Source organism: Enterococcus sp. BWT-B8, assembly GCF_020567625.1.
Taxonomy (GTDB): domain Bacteria; phylum Bacillota; class Bacilli; order Lactobacillales; family Enterococcaceae; genus Enterococcus_L.
In genome coordinates, this window is sequence record NZ_JAJDJV010000001.1 from 232,373 (window position 1) to 255,344 (window position 22,972).

Genomic DNA, 22,972 nt, shown 5'->3' on the forward strand with positions numbered 1-22,972 from the left:
TTATTTCTTGTGTTCTGGAAACAAGTGACTGGCCGAAAACAAAATAGAGTCCCTCAAGTCTTACAGAAAGCGGGGATCAAATGAGATTAAAGATATCTATGGCGAAATATTGCTCAGGTTCCTTTCTCTTGACTTAGTATGAAAGGATTAAAAGCTTAATATACTTTTAAATGCTCCTCATTAAAATTTTTCTCATATTCATTACAAAATCCTCATAGACATGGTAGTATAGCTGAGGATTAATCAGAGAGGAATTTGCAGATGAAAAACAGTATACTAAAGAATTTCATAAAGGATACATTATATGTAATTATTGGATCATTTATTCTGGCACTTGCAATTAACAGTATTCTTTTACCTATGTCAATTGTTTCCGGAGGTATTTCAGGTCTTACTATAGTATTAAATCATTTATTTGGCTTTAATCCAGCATTGGTCTTATATGCTATTAATATTCCAATGCTCATTCTTTGTTTTATATTTTTAGGAAAAGAGAATGGCTTAAAGACCGTTTTCGGAAGTTTAATTTTTCCTTTTTTTGTGGGTACTACAGCTGGTATCCCTGTTTTAACTGAGAATGCACTTTTGGCAGCTGTCTATGGCGGGATAGCTGTGGGGATTGGTTTGGGACTGGTCTTTCGAGGGAATGCTTCTACAGGCGGTACGGCAATTCCCGCACAGATCCTTCATAAATACCTGAAAGTACCTTTGGGACTCTGCATTTCTATTGTAGATGGTTCCATTATTCTAGCTGGACTTCTTGCATTCGATGTGGATAGAATTCTTTTTTCAATGATCTGTCTTTTCTTAACTGGTCGAGTAATCGATTTGATTCAGGTTGGAGTAGTAAGATCAAAGAATGTTTTTATTGTTTCTCCAAAATATGAAGAAATCAAACTTACATTATTGAAAGAGCTGGATAAAGGTGTGACAATGATTCCTGTAAAAGGCGGATATCACGAACAGGAAGGAATGCTCTTAATGACAGTTATCAAGGAAAAGGATTTTCCAAAAGTAAAAGAGGAGCTGCTTCGGATTGATGAACATGCATTTATCATTTCAATGAATGCAAGTGAAGTCTTTGGCAGAGGCTTCAGCCTGCAACGTATGTTTGAGTATATGGAATAAGAAAAATTTATGAAAATCTTTGGAGAAGTCTCTCTGAAGGTTTTTTCTGCACTGTTTTATTATTGATAAGTGTTTATGTATAATGAGAGAGTAACAGTTGAAATACCACTTTAAGTATACAATAATATTGTTATGTAAACTAAAGAGAGGAAGCAGGTTATTTCATGGAAAAAAAAGCACTTTTAATTATTGATTTGCAGGTAGGTCTTGAATCTGCAGAAAAAAAGCTCTTTCAACTGGAGAGAGTTCTAAATGAAGTAAATGATCGAATCGCTGTTTATCGAAAAGAAAATCGGCCGATTATCTTCATCCAACATGAAGATGAAGAGCTGATGCCAGGCTCTCATGCCTGGCATTTATTTCCTGAGCTGCATGCAGAAGAAAAAGACTACTATATTTCCAAGACACATGCCAACTCCTTTTTTCATACAAATTTAACTTCACTCCTGGAAACATTGGGGGTTACTCAGCTGGAAATTTGCGGTGCTCAAACTGAATATTGTGTTGATACAACGATACGAATGGCTCATGGGCTTGGATATAATTGTTTTATGAAAAAAGGATTAACAACAACGCTGAATAACAGCAGGTTGACAGCTTCTGAGATTATACAACATCATGAAGCAATCTGGAATCTGCGGTTTTTAACTTTTTTTTCTGAGTAAATAAATTCTATTCTTAAGACAGGGTGTAAACTTAAAGCAGAAATTTCTGTCTGAATGAAAAGGAGGAAATACTAATGTCTGGTATTACGGCAAAGCAGATTTTGACAAAAACGAAAAATACTGACTGGTTTGGTACAGACTATAACATGAATGTTTATCGTGGATGTAATCATGGATGTATTTATTGTGATTCAAGAAGTGAGTGTTATCAAATTGAACAGTTTGATCAAGTAACCTACAAAGAAAATGCTTTGGTGCTTTTAAACCAAGAATTGCAGGGGAAACGTAAGAAGGCGGTCATCGGTTTTGGCGCCATGTCAGATGCGTATAACCAGCTTGAAAAAAAGAAATACTTAACCAGACAGGTACTTGAATTAATTGATATTCATGGCTTTGGCATATCTTTAGCCACAAAGAGCAGCCTTCTCACCAGAGATATTGATTGTTTCAAAAAGATTCAACGTCATTCACCTGTAAATCTTGGCTTCTCATTCAGTACATCGCATGATGGGCTTGCACGAAAAATTGAAAGAAATGTGTCATTACCAAGTGAACGATTTAGAGCTATTGAAGAGTGTAAGCTAAATGGACTATACTGTGGTTTGTTAATGATGCCGATTTTGCCTTACATAACAGACAATTGGAAGTTAATGGCAGACTTAATCTATAAAGCCCATGAGGTTCAGGCAGATTATATCTATCCGTTGTTTGGGATGACATTAAGAGATCGTCAAAAAGACCATTATATAGCCAGCTTGCATAAATTGTCACCGGCATTGGCAGAGAAATACCAACGAAACTATAAAGAAACTTACTTTTTCCCAGCCCAAAACTATGAAAGACTTGTAGATAATTTTAAGAATCTATGTACTAAACTTGGTATCGTTTATGAGATGGCTGAGATTATAAGTAATTATCAGATGCCTTATGAAGCCGAACAAAGTACATTATTCTAAAAAAGGAGATAAGCTCTTATAGAGGTTAGACAAATTGAAGAGAGGGGGGCTGGAGTCTTCTTGCAGATGCAGCATCAATAGAAAAGATAAAACATGTTGCTTATGTTATTATTGGTTTGCTAAAAACAGCACAGAGAAAAGGGCTTGGCACACTATTTTTCTCAAAACTTGATTGTTGGGCTGAAAAAAGGAAAGTTAGACGGCTGGTATTAACTGTTATAACAGAAAGCCAGGCAGCAGTAAATCTATATAGGAAGCTGGTTTTGAAATAGAAGGCATTAAAAGACAGGCAATTTTTCAAAATAACAATTATATGGATGAATACTACATGTCCAAAACCCTTTAATAACAGATTTTGGACATGCTTCTTTTATTTGACCGTTAAAACATCACCAATAATAACCGTTGTATCGACCATATTATTTTTAAGCATAATTTCTTCCAAACTTAAACCGTGCTGTTCAGCAATCAATGATAGGGCATCTCCCGGCTGAACGATATACGTAGTTGCTTCAGCTTCAGCAACTTCAATGACATCTTGGACCTGATCCGTTTCTTGTCCTTCTGCGACATCTACATCGGAAGCAGGTATGCCAGTTTCAGGCGGAGTAGAAGAGTGAACTGTTTCGCCCAGTGCAGTCTCCTGTGAGTCAGATGTATTCGTTTCGGCAGCAACACTTGAAGAAGTTGAACTGTTGGTTGTCTTGGCAGTTGAAGCGACCGAGCCTATTTTATCAATCTCCTTTTCAAGACGGACAATTTGCTCGTTAAAATAACTTTTTTCAGTGCTTGCCTGGTAGGTTTGGTATGCCAGATAACCTAACCCCAGCGTATTTATTAATAATAAAAGAAGAAGGATAACCAGTAATGCTGATGCCCCTGAATCTCTTCTTGATACACGACTTCTGTACTTTTCTCCCATAGATAAAAACCCCTTTTGTTTATTTTCATTAGCAAGTATAGCATATTTGTTTAAAAATAACTTCTGTTTTTTGTTAAAATTATGTTATTAAATCACAAAATAATTATTTGAGTGTTATAACCAGTGGGCATCCATAAAGGAATGGCAGAACAGGTATACCTGACATTTGATAGAAATATATTTCTAAGAAAAGAATAGGATTTTAATGTAATTAAAAGAAGTACATTCCGCTAAATACTTTCAAACCTGTTCAGCAATTTCAATCAAAAGAAGTGTATAGACTGGGAAGTACTGTGATCAATCATTTTTATAAGAAGCTGGTAAAGCTTGAAGAACGCTTGCATACAGACTGCACTAAAAGAATTGGAAAGCAAAGATATGAATTTTTACTAAATTTTTTAGAAGAGTTTTATTTGTAGATGGTAGGATGAATGATTCCGTATTAAAGAAAATAATCAGACATTTGTACCATAAAAAATCCGTCGCAGGACTTATGCTTACTAACAATTAATTCGCTATACTAAAATTATGAGTAAAAAATGAATGTGAGGTAAAATAGAATGAATATGAAAAGAACACGATTGGCGATTATTGGAGTAAGTGCTTTTCTGTTATTGTCAGGATGTCAGGGATTTGGTCGTTCATCTTATGATGAAAAAGAATATGTAAGTGAGAATCTGGTAGAGGTACTGGAAATAGAGGATAAAAATATTCCTGTTACTGTTGTTGGAGTGGATGAGAGTCAACCAGTAACAATCACCTATTATGAGAATAAAAATGAAACCTACACAATTGATGACCAAAATAATAAACTGGTTATCAAAAAGAATGAACCGAAGAAAGGCTGGTCAATTTTTTCATGGTTCAATTTTAACTTTGGCAAAGGAGCTGAAGTGATGGTGGAAGTTCCTTCAAGCCAGTTAAGCTCTTTAAATGTAAAGACAAGCAACAATAAAATTTCAGTCGAAAATATAAGTACTAACAACGCCAAGCTTGAATCTTCAAACGGAAAAATTCATCTGGAAGATATTCAAGCAGCAAACAAAATAGAAGGCAAGACAAGTAACAGTAAGATAGAGTTGGATGACGTCAATGCTAAAGAAATTGACTTTAAAACATCCAATGGAAAAATTGATTTATCGGAACTATCATTTTCAGACGGAAGATTCGAAACAAGTAACGGAAAAATTAGTTTTGACGAACTTTCGGTAAAAAGCTACTTAAGCATTAAAAGTTCAAATGGTTCAATTAAAGGGACGATTGCAGGAAAACAAAATGATTTTAGTGTTGAATCGAAAACATCGAATGGCAAGAATAATCTTAGCAATACAACATCCGGAAATAAAGAGTTAGTCGTTAAAACTTCTAACAGTGAAATAAAAGTAGATTTTTCGATGGATTAGCAAGGTCGTGCCGCCATCAGAGGTTTCAGACTGATTAAAAAAAGAGAAGCTGTTATAAAAATGATAGCTTCTCTTTTTTGTGCAGTTATTTTTAAATCAGCTCCAGCTTAACCTCAATGTTGCCTCTGGTTGCTTTTGAATATGGACAAAAGTCATGTGCTTTTTCAAGATATTCTTTTGCTGTCGCTTCATCCAGATCTTCAATATGCACATCCATAATGACACCAATCTGATAGCCCCCATCATCCGTTCCGTAGAGTGAAACTCTGGCTTTTACTGTACTGTCAGCTTCAATGTTTCCTTCTTTTAAAACATGCTGCAATGCTCCGTTAAAGCAAGAAGCATAGCCGGCAGCAAACAGCTGCTCTGGATTTGTTCCTTCTGCGTGAAGACCGGGAGGTGTAATTTTCATATGCATTGTTCCGTTTGGCGCTTCGACGTAACCATCTCTTCCACCATGATTGGTCATGGCAGTTTCATACATTTTTTTCATCTTATTTCCTCCGTTCATGTTTACACTTTTAATTGTAGTGCTTGTTGTCTTTTTGTTCAATTAATTTGATTGGGTCATATTTGGATTTTAAAGCTGGAGGAATAATATAAAAAAATGGATAGTTTTCTCCCGCATAGTTTGATACGATAAATAAAGTACACTTCAGAGAAGCATTTAAATACATTTAACTAAAAATTGAAAATACAAGACATAAACAGAAAATAGACTTGGCAGGGAGGCAGCGCAATGAAAAAGGAACTTCAGGGAGGAAGAGAAGGACAAATTTTTAGAGAAGGGAACGCTGTCATACGGCCGATGAATTCTTGGTCAAAAGAGGTACATGATTTTTTGAGTTTTCTGGACAAGCAGGGGGTTGAGTCTGTTCCAAGACCACTTAAATTGACGGAAGCATCAGAGTATGTTTCTTTTGTACCAGGAGAAGTATTCAACGATCCGCTTCCACAAATTTTTTTCACAGATCAAATGATTATTTCTGCCGCTGAATTATTAAGTATTTTTCATGAAAGAGGCAAAAATTATATTTATAACTTAACAGGATCGGAGAAATGGATGCTGAAATCAGGTGATAAAGCAGAAATCATGTGCCACGGTGACTTTGCCCCGTATAATGTAACTATAATTGATAACAAAGCATTTGGTATTATTGATTTCGATACTCTTCATCCAGGTTCAAAAATGGAGGATGTTGCATATGCTGTTTACCGCTGGTGTCTATTAGATGGAGGTCAGGCTGGTGAGATTAGCTGGAGTGAGAAAATTAGAAAAATAAAGCTTTTTCTTGATATCTATGGATTTGATGAAAAGGATCGGGTGCAACTGCCGGGGGCTATCACTAAAAGGTTGCTGAATTTGGTCTCTTTTATGGAAAAGGAGGCAAGTAAAGGAACACCCAATTTTCAAAAAAACATAGAAGACGGTCATGTAAAGAAGTACTTGACAGATATTGAACAGATTAATAAACGCAAGAAGCGGATTATTTCCGGCATTAGAAATACAAAATTTTAATCTAAAAACTGGTTCAGTCAAAAGGAGTGCTTTTTATGAAAATTTCCGATGAATTATATGGTGAATATGAGCTCAAAGATCAGGTCCTTATAGATTTAATTCAAAGTAAAGAACTGCAGCGTTTAAAAGAAATTCATATGGCCGGTCCGGCATATTTGTTAAATCCAGTCTGGAACGAAACAAGATATGAACATTCAATTGGTGTGATGCTGCTGATTAAAAAACTTGGTGGATCATTGGAAGAGCAAATTGCTGGGCTTCTTCATGATGTTTCGCATACAGCATTTTCTCATCTCATTGATTTTGTATTGGATAAAAAAGAAGAAAATTTCCATGAAGAGATTAAATTGGATTTCATTTCTAAAAGCGGCATTCCGAATATTTTAAAAAACCACGGGTATGATTATAAAAAACTGCTGCTGGATGACACGCAATGGGCAATTTTAGAGCAGTCAGCTCCAGCATTATGTGCGGATCGAGTGGACTATACACTTCGGGAAGTTCATCGATATTATGATGTTCCCCTTCATGAAATTCATTCATTTCTTAATAGTTTAAAGCAGTTGAAAGGACAGATGGTTTTAGATGAATTGATTTGGGGCGAATGGTTTGTTGAACAGTATAATAAAGTTGTTGTTGATTTTTTTTATGAACCCTTGAATATTTACAGCAATTATTTGCTGAAACAAGTAATCCATTACGCAATGAACCAAGAAATAATTTCAGAATCAGATTTTCTTCTGACAGATAACGGACTCCTTCAAAAAATACAGTCAGCTGATAGCTGGGAAATAAAATGCCTGCTTGACTTTTTACAACAGCCGCCTGATTTAAAGATTACCGGAGCAGGGGAAGACTTCGACATTTTTCATCAGACCAAATCACGTAGTGTCGATCCATTTATACTTGTTTCAGAGGAGATAGTCACGACCTCCGAAAAATCAATACAGGCAAAAAGACAAATCCAAAAGGCTATCCGGCGAGGTGAAGAAGGACTTTATTTGAAAATCCAACAGTAAAATACAGAATAAGTTGCTGAAAAACGATTCCGTACCAGGCGAATAATCTGATAGAAGATGTTTCTTTACAAAAGCACTCTCAATATGCCAGTTATCATTAAGGGCGTGTATTTCAATAGAATTAGTTTTGTACCGTAAAGAAAGAATGGCTGACAGGTGTTTGGAAAAATAAGTAGTATTTTCTAATTTGCCAGTGGATGCAATTCAGAAAAATATCCAAACATATACCCAGCTTGTCTCTTGGATAAATCTCAGCAAAATCTACTGGTCTTTTTGCTGCTTCATGAAAAAGAAAGAGCAATACCTTGTTCTTCAAATGAAAACAGCATTTTACTTCGAAGTTTTCAGCTATATAAGAAAATATTTTCCAAATATTAACGAGTGAAAAATCAAATGCTTGTTATCAAAAATATGATACAGACCGTTCCGATGGATTTGAGTTGCTGGCTAAAGTAACTGAGGAAAACTGGTTGTTTTAAGCTTAATTACTTCAAAATCAGGCACATCGCATTCATGAGGCACTGCAATATATCAGCTTAGATCGGTTGTATTTGAGTCCAGTTCAACGGAAGAAGGAAATATCCTGGCAGAAGATAAGCAATGGGAGAAACTAAGTTTCATTTGCCCAATCGCTGAAGAAGTCTGGGCGTAGTTGTTTAGTGAAGAAACGAAATAAGAAACAGTCAGAGCATCTTTTTTATTGATGTTCTGGCTATTTTTGTAGAACCGTTTTCTTTTGAATAATATAAAAGCAAGCGAGAAAAGTATGGGGTATACGAACAGAACTTTACCTAAAGAGGAAAGAAGAAATTATTTTTATTGGAGAACGGAACAATGGACTGTCATATTTTTGGAGTGCTGCTCCTTCTGATCAACTATTTAAATATCCAAGTGGAAATCTTGAGTTTATACCCCGAAAACAAGAATATCGAACGAAATTTTTGTTAATTTTTCCATTTTTCTGAATTATTTTTTCATATATTTTTATTATTTTATCATTTTATGTAAAAAGGTGATTATTATAATTAATCTAAATAAAAAAAAGGTAATTACTGTTAATAGAGGGATTGCAATATCTCTAATTTAAAGATATCCTTTAAATGGGTTGAGTAAAATTGTGTAAATATTTTGGAGGAAAATGAATTATGAGCTTTTATATAGAAGCACAGTTGATTAAGAATTTAAATAGTAATTCATCTGAAAATAAAAAAAGAAATTTTGAAGTAACTTTTTCAAATTATACAGAAGATGACAAGAAAATAGAGCAAATTATTTCTAAAGGATTGAATAGCTTTCAGAAAAGAAATAGTACGGTTCGAATTGATGATGGATTTATAGAATTTTTTGAAAATAACTCGGTGAAATTAAATCTTGAATGTTCGTTTATCCACGTAATAAATGATAGAGAGCTAGAGCATTTAAGACAGGAGCTTATTACTGTTTTTCAGCCTTCAGAAAATAGTCAGGCTGCTGTACCCGCTGTTATTCCAACAAATCAGCCTGCTTTGACACCAAATCTTGCATTGGAAGTTGAGGAGATGAAGCAGGATCTCGAAGCGGCATTTGTCTCAACCGTTAACTCAAATATCAAAAGCTTCCAACATGAGTTAAGAAAAGAACTTAATGCTCAATTAGATGGTTTTCGAACTGAGATAACAAATGAAATGACCAGAATGTTAGTTGACATTAAAAATGAGACAGAAAAAAGCAGCGCTATTTTAAGTGACGATTTGTTGATGTCTCAGGAAACAAATGTTGAACTGATTCAAACAGAAATAAGACAACTCTCTCAAAAGGATAAAGGAAACTATTCCAAATTGAAGAAAAAACTAGAAAAGCTGGAGTCTGTAATTTCTTCACAGGGAATACAGAATGAAGGCTTGAAACAGTCTCTGATTAATGCGTATACGGAAACAGCAGATGATAATGAAGAAAAACTTGCATTTTTTAAAGATCAGATATCAAGCGAAATAGAAGAAAATAATCTTATTCTTAGTGAAGAACTGCAGCAAACAGAAAAAAAATTTAATGAGCAGCTGACAACAGAGACAAGAGAAATTAAGAAGAGGATTCAACAAGTTAACTTGCTTGTAACAGAAGCAAATGATTCTTCAGCAGATGCCATTGAATCTGCTGAGCTTGAGAAACATTTTTCAGCACTGACAAAACTGATCAGAGAAAGAGAAGGACAGACAAACGCAATTTTAACAACGATTCAAGAGCACAGCATTCATTTGGAAAAACGAATTGATGAAGTGAACAAACGGTCTGCCAAATTGGATCATATAGAAGAGTCTGTTTCAAAAGTAGTTTTTGATTATCAGAAGGAGAGTCAAAAGGTTTCAAAAATTGTTGAAAATCTTCTTCTTTCAACTGATGGTGAGCTCAAAATGACTAATCTACTGGATGCTATCAAAGAGAATAAAACAGAATGGTCTTCATTGTATACAGGTATTGAACAAAATCATGAAGAACTAAATAAAAAGATAACTCAGCTTGAACAAAATATACACGAAATTCAGAAAAATATGAGCCAGATTGGCACTTCTGTTTCAAGGTATAATGACGAGCATAATAAAACAGTAACGGTCATAGATAAGCTTCTGAAAGAACAAAAAGCAGACATGAAAGCATTACTTCTAAACGACCAATCAAATACAAATAACAAACCACACATTGAAAAAATAGACATCCAGGCTCCTGTTGAAGAAACGAAAAAGCCTGAGCGAAAGATAGAAGCAACAAAGAGGGAAGAGCCTGAAAAGAAACAAGTCCAACACAATGAACCACAAAAAATAGAAGCTAAAGTGGAAGTACAAAAGCAGGAAGAACCTAAAAAAGTAAAACCTAATGCTGAATTACCAAAAAACACGGAACAAAAAACAGTTGATACTGCACCTGAGGGGAATGTTGCTGAAAGTCAGAAACTAGCAAAAACAGAGCCTGTAAAAAAAGAAGAAATAAAAGTATCCGTTATTGCTCCTGAAACTAAGTCAGCTGTTGAAAAGGTTGTGGCACAGTCCCAAAGTAATTCAACGGAAAAGAACGAAAAATCTGCAGAGAAACCAGGTCAGCCCAGCGCATTAAAAACAGCTGTCATGAAAGAGATCAATAATGCTGAGAAGAAAAGACTCTCAGTCAATAGAAATCAAGTTAATCCCCTGATAGATCATTACGATAAGGCAACAGATCTATTTGCGGAATCCTATACACTTCAAGGTGCAAATAAAATGTTGAAAAAGAATAAGTCTGACTACCGGGAAGCAATTATGAATGCAAATTATATTGAATATCGCTGGACTAGTATACAGCCTGATTCATACCTGTTTGAGAAATATAAGCTCAATGATTTCTTAAAAGAGGTTCAGCAGCTTCCGGAATTTTTATCACAATTGAATGCTGAAAGTAAAAAGGAATCCAGATTCAATCAAAACGTTATAAAGATAAAAAATTCTGTTTGGCAGAAACTTTCTGGATATCTTTGGCTAAGCATTTATCTTGAGAAGATCCTTGCTTTGGAAACACCACATGAGTAAATAATTAACTGCTTATAACGATTGAACCGGGACTGAATGGCGTCTCGGTTTTTTACTTTCTTATACAACCCTGAATTGTCAATTAGATGCTGAAAAGTGATATATCCTAGAAAATCAATAACTATCAATCCTTCATCCATTCACCAAGTATTAACTTATTTATTAGCTAAATCATGAAAACTGTGCTATATTATTTTGTTACACTTATTTAACGTGTCTTTTGAAAAGGGGAATGGTTATGTCAGATGAACAAAAGCTGGAAGAGAATTATTTGAAGGAAGTATACGATGAATTGACTGCATCTCATGAAGAGCTTAGTAATAAAGTTAAAAAATCAACAGAAGAAGGACGTTCGGCACTTCAGACAATAGACGAGGATGTTCGTTTAAATCATGATAATATATCAGATAATCTGGAGACCTATGCTATGCTTGAAATGAAGAACAGAGAAATCGATCAAATGAACATTCGTATAAAAACTGCCGAAATAGAGTTGAAAAAAGTTACCTCATTATTAGATTCACCTTATTTTGGAAAAATAAATGTTGATTTTTTAGATGAAGAGCCAGCAATGGATTTTTATATCGGCATCAGTAATTTTACTAATAAAGATGGAGAAATTCGTATATATGACTGGCGTTCTCCAGTTTCAGAACTTTTTTATAATAATAAGCTGGGTAGTTCAACATACATTGCAAATGGGAACTCCATTCATGTATCTATTAATAATCGTAGACAATTCATTATTGAAGAGGATCGGCTGATTAAATTCTTTGACACCTCAATTGCCATTCAGGATGATATTTTGTTGGAGGCGCTGGAACGAGATTCACAAAGCCTGATGAGAGATATTACCTCGACAATTCAAAAAGAACAGAATGTTATTATTAGGGACACGGAGAATCCAATTATATTAGTAAATGGGATTGCCGGCAGCGGGAAAACATCAACGATTATGCAAAGAATCGCTTATTTACTGTATCTTCTGCAAAAAAAAATTACCTCTGATGATATACTAATTCTATCTCCAAACCATCAATTTATTCAATATGTTTCAGATGTGCTGCCTTCTCTTGGGGAGAAAAATCCTTTGAATTTAACGATGATTCAGTTTGTTCAGAAATATAGTAATATCCCCTTAAATCTGGAAGAGGAGGAGCAATATTTTTCCAGAATCAATAAGAATAAGGTTGACGAACAGACAAAAATTTTAAGAGAAAAAAAGTTTGTAGATTATCTTAGAGGTTCAGATGAACTACTGCTTTCAAATTTAGATTTCTTCAAAGAAATTCGATTTAAAGGCAAAGTAATCATTACCAAAGAAAAGATTCTAGAAATCTATCATTCTACACCTGATTATCCTCAGTTGATAGATAAGCTGCAGGCAACTAAAAAACGATTAAGCAGTTATTGGGAGAGCCAGCTTACGACTCAGGCTAAAAGCAAACGAATACAAAGCCAGATTTTATCTCTTACAGAAGATGTGCAAAAGAAATACTTTGGGGAACTTATTGCTGATGATTCCGAAGCGGGTGTTATTCGATATGGAAGAACACTGCTAAGAAAAAAATATCAGCGAATTACCAAAGCTATTCAACAGATTCAGTGGATAGACAATCAAAAAATGCTGTATTTGATTTATTCGGCATATACTGAAAAGAATGATTATTCTTCTGCTGATCAAAAGTCGCTGGATGAAGCAGTTATTCTGATGATGATCTCTCAAATCTTTATTGAAAAGATAAATCTGCCTAAAATGAACTTTGTATTAATTGATGAAGTTCAAGACTATACTCCCGCTCAGCTTTCCTTGTTAATTGATTTGTTTCCTCATACAGCATTTACAATGGTAGGCGACGAGAATCAGGCGATTTTCAATTCATCCATTGATTTTACTAATATTATCCGACTATTCAAGGAGAAAAATCAGGATGTAAAACAGTATAATTTATTGAGCAGCTATCGATCAAGCGGAGCAATTACAAAAACATTTAGACAGCTGGTTACAAATGATGAGAAGATGGAAATTATTCCTATCCGACCTGATGGAGATCAGCCAAAGCTGTTTAAATTCACTCAGCAAACTGACTTACTCAGTATCTTGGAAAGAATTTTTTCTGAGTTATCTGGAAGCCTCACGATTATTACTAAATCAGAATCAGAGGCAAAAGAAGTTGCTGGGCTCATGAAAAAAAACTTTACAGAAGGAAATAATCAATTTCAGGTGCTGCCCATCAGTCTATCTAAAGGACTGGAATTTGATCAAGTACTGATTTACGATGTTTCAAGCAGCAACTATCACACAGATCGAGATAAAAAGATTCTATATACGAGCATATCAAGAGCCATGCAGAAGCTGTTCATCACTTATAAAGGGGAGAAAAGTCCTTTTATCCCAGAATTTAGTGAATAGATTTGATGGAATACAAATAAACCAGCTGGGAAATTAAATTACTCCGCTGGTTTTAATTTTTATTATTTCTTACTTGAAAATAGCAGAAGATCGTATTTCTTTTTCTGAGATTATGGAATAATAATAAACAAGTATTATAATTGTTTTACTGTATAATATTTTTAAATAAAAGAGTCCGTAATCGGAGCCGACAGCGTGATTCGGAAGCAGAGATAATGAATAATAGCCAACAATGTGTCCCTACGTAAAGATAAGCTTTGCTGACGAGGAAGAATAATATGAATTTTGTAAACAAGAATATACTGGGCAGAAGATTAGAGAAAGTTTGTCCCAAAAACGATTATTGAAGATAACATCAATTCTCTTAAAAATAAAGGGGGACTATCTCTTCCTTTACAGAATATGAGATTACGTAGATAATCAAATTATTAGTACTGATTATTTAAGCAACTATTCTGAAAGAGGTAATAGAAGTCAGTATTTATTCTAGCACTCTTCTAAAAATAAAATTGAAATAAGTAAACCAAGCCTATTCCAATTATCTGATGGAAACAAAGCCCATAATTTTTTTGAATCCAGAAAGAATATTGGTAAAGTGCTTCTTGTACTCTAACAAAAAATATAAATGAGGTGACTATAAGATGAACCAGTTAACCGAAATACAAAAACTTCAGGATTCTATTTTTGTAAAAAAAGAAGAAGGAACTGAAGTGAACTATTTTCTGTATCCAGAGTTTGAAGTACACAAAAATGTTCTTCCTTCCAGAGCTATTCAGGAATGGCATGCGCATACTGTTGTTGAAGAAGTCATCGTCGGCATAGAAGGAATATTTCATGTGGAATCTGTTGAGAATCAGAGAATTTCAATTTTAGAAGTGAACAAAGGTGACGTAGTTCGTGTTAATAACAGTATCCATCGTTTAACAAACAGAAATAATGAAGCAGCTGAATTTCTTGTGTTTCGTTTTGTTAAAACAGATGAGGATCAGTCTGAAATGATTAAGCAGGATAAAACTGTATATAGCAAGGAACAGGTCAAGCAACTGGTTAAAAATGATAAACAAGCATTAATTTAGGAAGGTAAGCTTTTGGATTTCTATTGATTATTTTGCGCAGAAATTTCAAAAAATGAAGAGCATCAGTTGTTGGTAACGAACTTTGACAGCTCTTCTATGAAAAAAATTTTTGATTCTTTAATAAAACACTTTTCCCGAAAAAATTGTGGAAAAAGTGCTTTTAGTTTATAGGGTATATTCATCTATTAATCAAGGATTTTACAAAAATGGTCTTACCTGATTTCTATTTTCAGGATGCCTTTCAATTTCTCGTTCAGAAATTTCTCCGATGATATCTCGGAGTGTGATTTTTTTCATCTCATTTTCAACAGATTGCTGGAGCAAATCGTATTTCTCCAAGAGGACGTCTTGAATATTCCCTCCAACAATACAGCCGGGAGCAGTTTTGGTATCGACATGGAAGAGGTCAGAATGACTTTCCACACTTCTATAAATATCATAAAAGCTGATCTTTTCAGGCTTTCGGGATAGCTTTGGGACCGCTTTTCCACTATGACTGATAATCAAACCTGATTTTTTTAGCTGACTCATAATTTTTCTGACAGAAACCGCATTTGTTTCCACACTGGCCGCAATAACTTCACTTGATAGATCTGTTCCTTTAAATATTTCTATATACGCCAAAATATGTATGGCATCACTAAATTTCACTGAATATTTCATCAGACTTCTCCTTTCCGGATTTTTCTCTTGATTTATAGTACCACATATTATAGAATAAACCTGTAATTTTAAAAAGAACAGGATTGAGATTGGAGGAATAAGAATGAATTATTTAATCACAGGTGTAACAGGAGAATTAGGCGGACATGTTTTAACGTATTTGAAAGAATTAGTTCCCAAGGAAAACATCTATGGTCTGGCAAGAAATCCAAAGAAAGCAGAAACCTTAAAAGCTAAGGGTTTTAAGGTACGCTTAGCAGATTATGAAAATCAAGAAGCTTTGTCAGAAGCATTGGAAGGGATTGATCGGTTACTGCTGATTTCAGGAGCTCCTGGCAATCGACAGCAGGAGCATAAAAATGTTATTGATGCCGCAAAAAAGGCCGGAATTGAATTTATCGCCTATACAAGTTTGGCAAACGCCATGAATGCAAACAGCCAGCTCGCTGAAGATCACGCCTACACAGAAAGGGTGATCAAAAAATCAGGACTGAAGCATACGATTCTTCGGAATAACTGGTATCTTGAAAATGAACTTCCTGTTATTGGGGCTGCATTATCTAGTGGAAAATTTGTTTATAGTGCTGGAGAAGGAAAAGTCGGCTGGGCTTTGCGTCGGGAGTATGGAGAGGCAGCCGCAATTGTTTTATCAGGAAAAACAGAATATCCTGAAATTTTGGAGCTGTCAGGAACGCCTGTTGATTATAGAGAACTGGCGAGAGCTGTTAAAGAAGCCTCCGGAAAAGATTTTGATGTGTCGAATGGAGGAGACAACGAATTTATCGAAAATCTTACCGCAAGTGGTTTGCCGGAGAAAGCAGCTGAGGTGTTTCTGAGTTTCCAACACGATATTAAAAATAAGAAACTTGATGTATCTTCAGATGATTTTGAAAAAGTGCTAGATAGACCATTAACACCATTGGCAGCAGCTGTAAAGGAACTTTTGGACTGAATAAATAAAAAAGGCTAAAAGCTTTGATTTTGGAATTGGTCCTAACAGACTGGGCATATCCCTTCAATCAAAGCTTTTTCCTGCATTAAAACATAATAATATTATATGAGCAGCAATAAAAAGAAAATAATCGATTGGTAAATACAGTAACAATTTTATCAGATGGACATTTCATGTTATTATTAGTGGAAATAGAAAAATGTTACATCAAAAAATACTAAATTATACAAAAGAGAGGTGGGTTTAATGAAACTGGCAGAAGGACTATTGCTGCGTTCAGAATACCAGCAAAAACTCGAAGGCATCCAACAACGAATTTTAAAGAATCTGAAAGTTCAAGAAGGGGACGAGCCCGGAGAGTATCCAGAAACATTACTGAAAGAATATTCAAAAATAAATGAGGAGCTGAGCTTTTTGGTTACTCAGATTAATGCATGTAATCAGCAGAAAATACTGGATGATGGCCGAACGATATCAGAAGCATTGATCGCTCGAGAAGAAATGGTTCGTAAGAGAAAATTATTGGTATTGATTCAATCAACTGCCACAGATTCAAATTTTAGAAGGACAAGAGCAGAAATAAAAATTAAAACAACAGTAAATATTTCAAGGCTTCAAAGAGAGATTGATCACTTATCCAAAGAATTCAGAAAACTGGATACACTTATCAGAAAAACAAATTGGTCAGTTGATCTGTAATGCAGTAGTCCGTCGGCAGTTCATTTTCACTGAACGCACAAACTTATAGTAAACTGGTAGGACATACATTTACTTGTGAACAATTTAACTATTATAGATCAAAAGATCAAAGAAAATCTGTAAATGCGGATTTTATACTTATGTAGATATTATTAACAGAAAAGAGGAAACAAAAATGACTAAGCCAAGAATTTATACCATGAGTTTCGCCAGCGTTTACCCTTTATACATTACAAAAGCAGAGCGTAAAGATCGTACCAAAGAAGAAGTAGACCAAATTATTTACTGGCTGACTGGCTATAACGAAGCTGGCTTAAAAAAACAGATTGATACCAATATTGATTTTGAAACATTTTTCAATGAAGCACCTAAACTTAATCCTGATCGATCGTTGATAAAAGGAGTTGTTTGCGGTGTTAGAGTAGAGGAAATTGAAGAGCCGCTTATGCAGGAAATCCGTTACTTGGATAAATTAATTGATGAACTGGCTAAAGGAAAAAAATTGGAGAAAATTTTGCGCAGTTGAATATGTCTGAGCTATTAGGCTTGAAAAACTGAATAATTCAAAAAACACTCGGATATGATATCGGGTGTTTTTTAATATGGACGATACTGAATTTTATTGAGATAATAAACATAATTAATGAATGAGCAGCATTTTTACTTATCTTATTATTAATGAGATGAAAGCTAAAATATTTTGTAAAGGTTAGTGAGAAGTTCTATTATTTTTGAAGGAGCAGTATAATTTGAAAAGGGGAAGTATTTTCTATGGGGAAAAATGAGTTGTTTTACGATCGCTTAATTGAAGCATTCACTTCGGTTGGGAAAGTGCAAAAAGATATCAAGGCGGCTTATGTTATCGGTTCGAGAGCTAAAAAGGAGCAGCTTACTGATCAATGGTCTGACTTGGATTTGTTAATTTATACAGAGGAGCCTGAAAAATATTTGGAAACACCAAAGTTTATTTCTCAATTTGGGACGATTTGGAGTTCCATTAAGGTTAAGACAATGAATGATGAGCAGAAACGTCTGACTCTTTTTGACGGTGGCTATCAGGTTGATATTGTGGTAAAAACCAATAAGGAATATGCGGAACAGGTTAAATCAGAAAAAGTGCCCGAAATGTTTAATCAAGGTGTTCAATTAATTGTAAACAATGCTGGGAATGGGGAACAGCTACTGCCGAATCAAGAAAATCAACTAGAGAAAATACCTTTGACAGAAGAAAATTTTGAACAGTTAAATCAGCTTTTCTGGTTTATGACCCTGTCTATCAGCAAACAATTGCTGATAGAGGAAAACTGGGCGGTTAAAGCTAAAGAACAAGCATATAAGAATGTCACATTTCAAATGATCGAATGGTACGAACTTTCTCTTAAGGACAAGAATGTTGAAGAAAAAAGCAGCGGCAGATTCATCAATGAATGGACAGAACCCTCTGTTTACAAGGCTCTTTTCAATGTTTTAGGGCAGTTTGGAATGGAAAATAACTGGGAGGCATTGCAACAATCCATTGATTTGTTTTTGAATCTGTCAGAGCCTTTGCAGAAGCTTACCGGGTTTATTATTTCTGATGATCTGCAATTGAAAGTTACAGACTGGATTGAAACCAATAAAGGGTTGAAGCAGTCAGAGAGCAGCTAAGGTGAGAGTTTATTAAAATGGCCAATATTCTCTAACTGTCACAGGAGCAAGTAAAAGAAATGACTGCATAAAACGAGATTAAAGATAGTTTGAGTTTATCTGCATTGCTGCTGCTTTTCTCAAGAAGCTTAACAATTGATTAATGCTGGATAATCAGAGAAAATCATTAATCAAACCAAGTTGTTTTAACAGGGTTTAGTGAAAGTGGGGTATGATTGATTTCAAGGAATGATATATAATAATTGAGAATTTTTATACAAAAAAAGTTTAATTAAATATATTGTAAAGGATGGCGACAAGTGCAGCTCACTTTTAGATCAGCAAAATTAAATGATTTAGATAGAATTATGGAAATTGAACAGTCAGGTTTCTCACCAGAGGAAGCAGCAACAAGAAAAGCGATGAAAGAAAGAATTCAAGTCATTCCAGATAGTTTTATTGTTGCCACTGATCCACGAAACAAACTTTTGGGCTATGTTGTAGGTCCGGTTATTAATGAACGATGTTTGTACGATGACCTATTCAAAAAAACTGTTTTGAATCCTCAAACAGGCGGATATCAGTCAATTCTAAGTCTTGCAGTTGCTCCAGAATATTATAGGCATGGTATTGCAGGGAAATTGCTGAAAAAATTATCAGAAGAAGCAAAAGACCATAAAAGAAAAGGGATTACGCTAACTTGTTTGGAGGAACTGATCCCTTTTTATGAAAAAAACGGGTATAAAATTGAAGGGATCTCTAGTTCACAACACGCCGGAGAAACTTGGTATGATATGATTTTAGATTTTTAGAAAAACTCTGAAAAAGGGAGTACGAAAAGATGTTAAGTAAAAGATTGAAAATTAGAAGATTTGAATCAGAGGATTTAGCAGATGTTCACGACTACTTATCTGATGATGTGGTGGTAAAATATGAGCCATATGCTGTACATACTTATGATGAAAGTCATAGAGCTTTGAAAAAAATGAGTCATTCAGCAAATTTTTGGGCTATTTGTCTCAAAGAAACCGGTCAAGTAATCGGACAGATTTATCTTTCCGAGCAAGAGCAAAATAGCTGGGAACTTGGCTATGTTTTTAACCGAAAATTTCAAAAGCAGGGATATGCAAGTGAAGCAGTATCCATCTTGCTGGATGATGTTTTTAACAATCAGGGAGCACATCGAATTTCAGCAATGTGCAATCCTGAAAATGAAAACTCATGGAAGCTTCTGGAAAGAGCAGGCTTTAGAAAAGAAGGCCATCTTCTCAAGAACGTGTATTTTAACAGAGCAGTAAATGGTGATCCGCTATGGCAAGATACGTATCTTTATGGAATGTTGAAAAATGATTTTATTCACAATAATTATCAAAATCAAGGATTATCCGATTTTTAAGAATAAATTTTTTAAGGAGTACGAATGAATATTTTAGTAATTAATGGACACCCAGATAAAGAAAGCTTTTGCACCGCAATTACTGAGCAATATTTATCATCTTTAGATACAGCTAAACACACGGTTAAAAGTATTCACCTGTATAAAATGAGCTTCGATCCTGTATTAAGGCTTGGGTACAGAGAACGGATGGCTGTCGATCGATCTATTGAATACTCACAGGAGCTATTGCTGTGGGCAGATCATCTGGTCTTTATTTACCCTATTTGGTGGAGTTCAATGCCCAGTTTAATGAAGGGATGGATCGATAGAGTATTCACTCCAGGTATTGCCTATTCTTCAAATAATAAAGGCTCTTTCCTTTTAAACTTTTTAACGGGTAGACAATTTAAAAAATATCTGAAAGGAAAAACTGCTGAAATCATCACAACCTCTATGGCTCCAAACTGGTGGTATAAAATATTTAGCGGTTTTTTAAGTGTCCCTGACAGTTATGGTGTAGCTGTACTGAAAAATGCGGTATTGAATCATTGTGGGATAAAGACGAAGAAAGTTATGGTCTTGGGAGAAATGGGAAGAGAAACGAACACGTTGGAAATAAGAGAAAAATTTCTGGGAAAAGTCAGCCAGCGAGCATTTTCATAAGATAGGCGATATTGTTGAACAATATTATAAGCTAGGCTATTTCAATAATGATTCATTAGAATCTGCTATCAAGAAAATGGAGGCTGATCTAGAGACAACAATAGGAATTACTTTACAGCACAATGAAAATGAGGCAGAAGAAAATTCCTAGAGTTAAGCCACCAGTGTTACAGCTTATGCTACGCTTGCTGAACCATACGTATTTCACAACTTTGATCGTTCTGTATGTGGGAGCTCCTATACACCGCCTGTATATCCATAAACCCACGGAAGGTTGACGTATGAATAATAATAGCTTGAACCAAATCCGCCCCTTGTATTCATGCTGTAAATTGGAGAATGTCCAGAAGCGATCACATAGGAAGTATGACCCAACCAGTTTTTTAATAATAATCAAACCGCTTTTCTCTGCTTAAAGGACTTTATATAATATATGCTTTTTAAACCATTTTAGAATTTATTATTTTATGATATAATCATTTCAAAATGTAAAGTAAGGTGTGATTGGTTTGTGGATTACTAACAGTAAAGAAATGGTCAATTTATTTTTTATTGAATTGTCCTTTATTGTTATCATCGGAATACTCATATTTTCGATTTTAGGCAAAAGAAAAAAGGCTCAATATTCTTGGGACAAGAAAAGAGGGGCAAATGTTTTTCTTGTTTCAATTGCTATTCTTCTTCTTATTGTACTAGCTATCTTTATAGGTATTTATTTATACGATAGGAATACTATTAGATTTTAAGTATGAGCATATGTTCCACCAGTTAGGTGCAAAAATGTGGGTAGCCGTGTCTTAGGAGGGTAGGCAATGAAAAGCTTGATTACCACTTGGCATTAAAATGATTCAATAAACATTGAAAGGTGGTTTTGTATGGGCATTGAAGATAGGGATTATTACAGAAAGCGATACTCGAATAAGAGCGTGAAGAACTCAAAGAAAAGCAATAGTTTTTTGCTACTTGGTGTTTTGTTGGCTGTTGCTGCGACTACTGCTCTTATATATTTTTTCATCTGACAACCAAAAAGACTTGAACATTCTAATATGCTACCCCTGTCTAGGACACTTAATTATTTCAGTGTCCTAGACAGGGGTATTAGTTATAGGAAAAAGAAGAATGAAACTGACGAGAGAACAACGGCTCGCTTGTTGAAATGCTGATAGAAAATGATATGGTAATCCGAAAAAGCGAAGGGAAGGAGCTATAATCATGAATATTTTACTTATTACGCTACTTGCAGTTTTTCGATTGTAATCATAATGTATGCATATATCATTATTTCGTATATGAAGTTATAGAATGTTAAAAATATATTTTAATTTACTAAAAATATTTAAAGGTGGTAGTATTTTGGCATGTCTTAGATTTAACAGAAGAAAAGAAACTCCCCAACAATACCATGCTCGGAGAAAAAGAGAAACTATATTGATACTTGTAATTATGGTTATAGGTTCTCTAGTGCACTTCATAAGCTGGCTATTTCAATAGAGATTTAAGTCGAAAACACAGCACTCAGAGGTTCAAAACAGGTACGAAACAAGCACAAAAGAACTTTGAATAATATATATTATGTAAACTAGAAAAAAAGAAAATCAGATACCGCTGTACTGGCTTGCTACCTGCAGTTTTTCGGCTCTATAAAAAATGGGGCTGCCAAAAGTATTTTTACTTTCATCAGTCCCATGTTCATTTTTAGATAAAAAACATATTGTTTATTGTAGCCTGTCTATACTCCCTTCATTAAGATATGGTTTGACAAATTTATAAATATTCTTTCCCGGCTCTCCGTAAGTTTGGACAAGCTCGTTATGTATGTCCGATACTTTTTTATTTTTCCCTTTGACTATTTTAACGACGCTTGCGAAGGATTTTTGATAAATACTAGGGAATTCTTGTTTAAATTTCTTTTCAAATTCAGTAAGTTCACTACTCTTTTGGGAAACTGACTCTCTTTTTATTTTGATAGTGATATTCATTTTTTTCCAAAAATTAACGACAAAATTATACCCACAATCATTACTAACAATCGTAAATTTTTGTTTTTCTTTTGTTTCCTTTGCGATTAAATAGCCCAAGTAGCTGCTTAACTGAAAGTCTAGTGCGTTTTGTCCAGAATTAACTTTAATAAGATACCAATCAGCTGGTGCTATTGCTTCTAGTTGATCCAATGATATTTTCTGGCATTTATCTGTATAAAAAATATAAATTTTGTCTTGAACAGTAAGTTCTCCAATTAATTCATGGAAAGTCGCAGAGACATTTTCAAAATCAATTAGATAGTTCATATAAAATCACCTCATATAGAAAAGTATGTTTTAAAAACAGCACTTTAAGTATATCACACAATTTCT

The 22,972-nt window shown here is 34.5% G+C and carries 21 protein-coding genes; 17 read left to right on the forward strand and 4 right to left on the reverse strand.

Features of this window, described 5'->3' with window-relative positions; genetic code table 11:
* Positions 1-261 precede the first annotated feature (261 nt).
* From LI951_RS01085 to LI951_RS15295, 4 genes are all read left to right on the forward strand, one after another.
* Positions 262-1,128 carry a YitT family protein gene (locus LI951_RS01085; RefSeq protein WP_229441000.1) on the forward strand — a complete coding sequence of 289 codons (867 nt, stop codon included), beginning with the start codon at positions 262-264 and terminating at the stop codon, positions 1,126-1,128.
* Positions 1,129-1,292: 164 nt separating this feature from the next.
* The gene (locus tag LI951_RS01090; protein ID WP_229441001.1) at positions 1,293-1,793 is read left to right on the forward strand and encodes a cysteine hydrolase family protein; all 501 of its coding nucleotides are present in this window, start codon (positions 1,293-1,295) and stop codon (positions 1,791-1,793) included.
* 74 nt (positions 1,794-1,867) lie between these two features.
* Complete coding sequence (locus tag LI951_RS01095) at positions 1,868-2,749, forward strand: SPL family radical SAM protein (RefSeq protein ID WP_229441002.1); 882 nt, start codon at positions 1,868-1,870, stop codon at positions 2,747-2,749.
* 107 nt (positions 2,750-2,856) lie between these two features.
* Positions 2,857-3,021, forward strand: a complete 165-nt coding sequence (locus tag LI951_RS15295; RefSeq protein ID WP_420705903.1) for a GNAT family N-acetyltransferase — start codon at positions 2,857-2,859, stop codon at positions 3,019-3,021.
* Positions 3,022-3,119: 98 nt separating this feature from the next.
* On the opposite strand, the gene LI951_RS01100 is transcribed toward LI951_RS15295, so the two are convergent.
* Positions 3,120-3,671, reverse strand: coding sequence for a LysM peptidoglycan-binding domain-containing protein (locus LI951_RS01100; RefSeq protein WP_202069002.1), 552 nt, complete (start codon positions 3,669-3,671; stop codon positions 3,120-3,122).
* Between the two features lie 560 nt (positions 3,672-4,231).
* Between LI951_RS01100 and LI951_RS01105 the strand changes: the two genes are divergently transcribed.
* Positions 4,232-5,074 carry a DUF4097 family beta strand repeat-containing protein gene (locus LI951_RS01105; protein ID WP_229441003.1) on the forward strand — a complete coding sequence of 281 codons (843 nt, stop codon included), beginning with the start codon at positions 4,232-4,234 and terminating at the stop codon, positions 5,072-5,074.
* A gap of 91 nt (positions 5,075-5,165) precedes the next feature.
* Here the strand turns inward: LI951_RS01105 and LI951_RS01110 are convergent, their stop codons facing one another.
* Positions 5,166-5,567 (reverse strand): organic hydroperoxide resistance protein, encoded by a 402-nt coding sequence (locus tag LI951_RS01110; protein WP_229441004.1) that lies wholly within the window; start codon positions 5,565-5,567, stop codon positions 5,166-5,168.
* A 246-nt stretch (positions 5,568-5,813) separates the two neighbouring features.
* Between LI951_RS01110 and LI951_RS01115 the strand changes: the two genes are divergently transcribed.
* From LI951_RS01115 to LI951_RS01140, 5 genes are all read left to right on the forward strand, one after another.
* Positions 5,814-6,593: an aminoglycoside phosphotransferase family protein gene (locus LI951_RS01115; protein ID WP_229441005.1), complete on the forward strand. Its 780-nt coding sequence runs from the start codon at positions 5,814-5,816 to the stop codon at positions 6,591-6,593.
* A gap of 35 nt (positions 6,594-6,628) precedes the next feature.
* A complete protein-coding gene (locus LI951_RS01120) occupies positions 6,629-7,612 on the forward strand; it encodes an HD domain-containing protein (protein ID WP_229441006.1) in 984 nt (327 codons plus the stop codon).
* 1,145 nt (positions 7,613-8,757) lie between these two features.
* A complete protein-coding gene (locus LI951_RS01130; RefSeq protein WP_229441007.1) occupies positions 8,758-11,148 on the forward strand; it encodes a hypothetical protein in 2,391 nt (796 codons plus the stop codon).
* 232 nt (positions 11,149-11,380) lie between these two features.
* On the forward strand, positions 11,381-13,561 hold the full coding sequence (locus tag LI951_RS01135; protein ID WP_229441008.1) for a HelD family protein: 2,181 nt from the start codon (positions 11,381-11,383) through the stop codon (positions 13,559-13,561).
* A gap of 641 nt (positions 13,562-14,202) precedes the next feature.
* Entirely contained in the window at positions 14,203-14,637 is a 435-nt protein-coding gene (locus tag LI951_RS01140) for a cupin domain-containing protein (RefSeq protein WP_202068990.1), read from the forward strand.
* Between the two features lie 198 nt (positions 14,638-14,835).
* Here LI951_RS01140 and LI951_RS01145 read toward each other — a convergent pair whose 3' ends face one another.
* The gene (locus LI951_RS01145) at positions 14,836-15,300 is read right to left on the reverse strand and encodes an Rrf2 family transcriptional regulator (protein ID WP_229441009.1); all 465 of its coding nucleotides are present in this window, start codon (positions 15,298-15,300) and stop codon (positions 14,836-14,838) included.
* 103 nt (positions 15,301-15,403) lie between these two features.
* On the opposite strand from LI951_RS01145, the gene LI951_RS01150 reads away from it, so the two are divergent.
* The 7 genes from LI951_RS01150 to LI951_RS01180 all read left to right on the forward strand — a co-directional run bounded on the left by LI951_RS01150 (position 15,404) and on the right by LI951_RS01180 (position 20,618).
* Positions 15,404-16,252 carry an SDR family oxidoreductase gene (locus tag LI951_RS01150; RefSeq protein ID WP_229441010.1) on the forward strand — a complete coding sequence of 283 codons (849 nt, stop codon included), beginning with the start codon at positions 15,404-15,406 and terminating at the stop codon, positions 16,250-16,252.
* A gap of 246 nt (positions 16,253-16,498) precedes the next feature.
* The gene (locus LI951_RS01155) at positions 16,499-16,951 is read left to right on the forward strand and encodes a DIP1984 family protein (protein ID WP_202068986.1); all 453 of its coding nucleotides are present in this window, start codon (positions 16,499-16,501) and stop codon (positions 16,949-16,951) included.
* A 175-nt stretch (positions 16,952-17,126) separates the two neighbouring features.
* Positions 17,127-17,477, forward strand: a complete 351-nt coding sequence (locus LI951_RS01160) for a DUF2200 domain-containing protein (protein ID WP_202068985.1) — start codon at positions 17,127-17,129, stop codon at positions 17,475-17,477.
* A 245-nt stretch (positions 17,478-17,722) separates the two neighbouring features.
* On the forward strand, positions 17,723-18,598 hold the full coding sequence (locus LI951_RS01165) for an aminoglycoside 6-adenylyltransferase (protein ID WP_229441011.1): 876 nt from the start codon (positions 17,723-17,725) through the stop codon (positions 18,596-18,598).
* A 299-nt stretch (positions 18,599-18,897) separates the two neighbouring features.
* The gene (locus tag LI951_RS01170) at positions 18,898-19,389 is read left to right on the forward strand and encodes a GNAT family N-acetyltransferase (RefSeq protein ID WP_229441012.1); all 492 of its coding nucleotides are present in this window, start codon (positions 18,898-18,900) and stop codon (positions 19,387-19,389) included.
* Positions 19,390-19,418: 29 nt separating this feature from the next.
* Positions 19,419-19,973 (forward strand): GNAT family N-acetyltransferase, encoded by a 555-nt coding sequence (locus LI951_RS01175; protein ID WP_229441013.1) that lies wholly within the window; start codon positions 19,419-19,421, stop codon positions 19,971-19,973.
* 24 nt (positions 19,974-19,997) lie between these two features.
* On the forward strand, positions 19,998-20,618 hold the full coding sequence (locus LI951_RS01180) for an NAD(P)H-dependent oxidoreductase (protein WP_229441014.1): 621 nt from the start codon (positions 19,998-20,000) through the stop codon (positions 20,616-20,618).
* A gap of 1,715 nt (positions 20,619-22,333) precedes the next feature.
* On the opposite strand, the gene LI951_RS01185 is transcribed toward LI951_RS01180, so the two are convergent.
* A complete protein-coding gene (locus LI951_RS01185; RefSeq protein WP_229441015.1) occupies positions 22,334-22,906 on the reverse strand; it encodes a PIN domain-containing protein in 573 nt (190 codons plus the stop codon).
* Between the last annotated feature and the right edge of the window lie 66 nt (positions 22,907-22,972).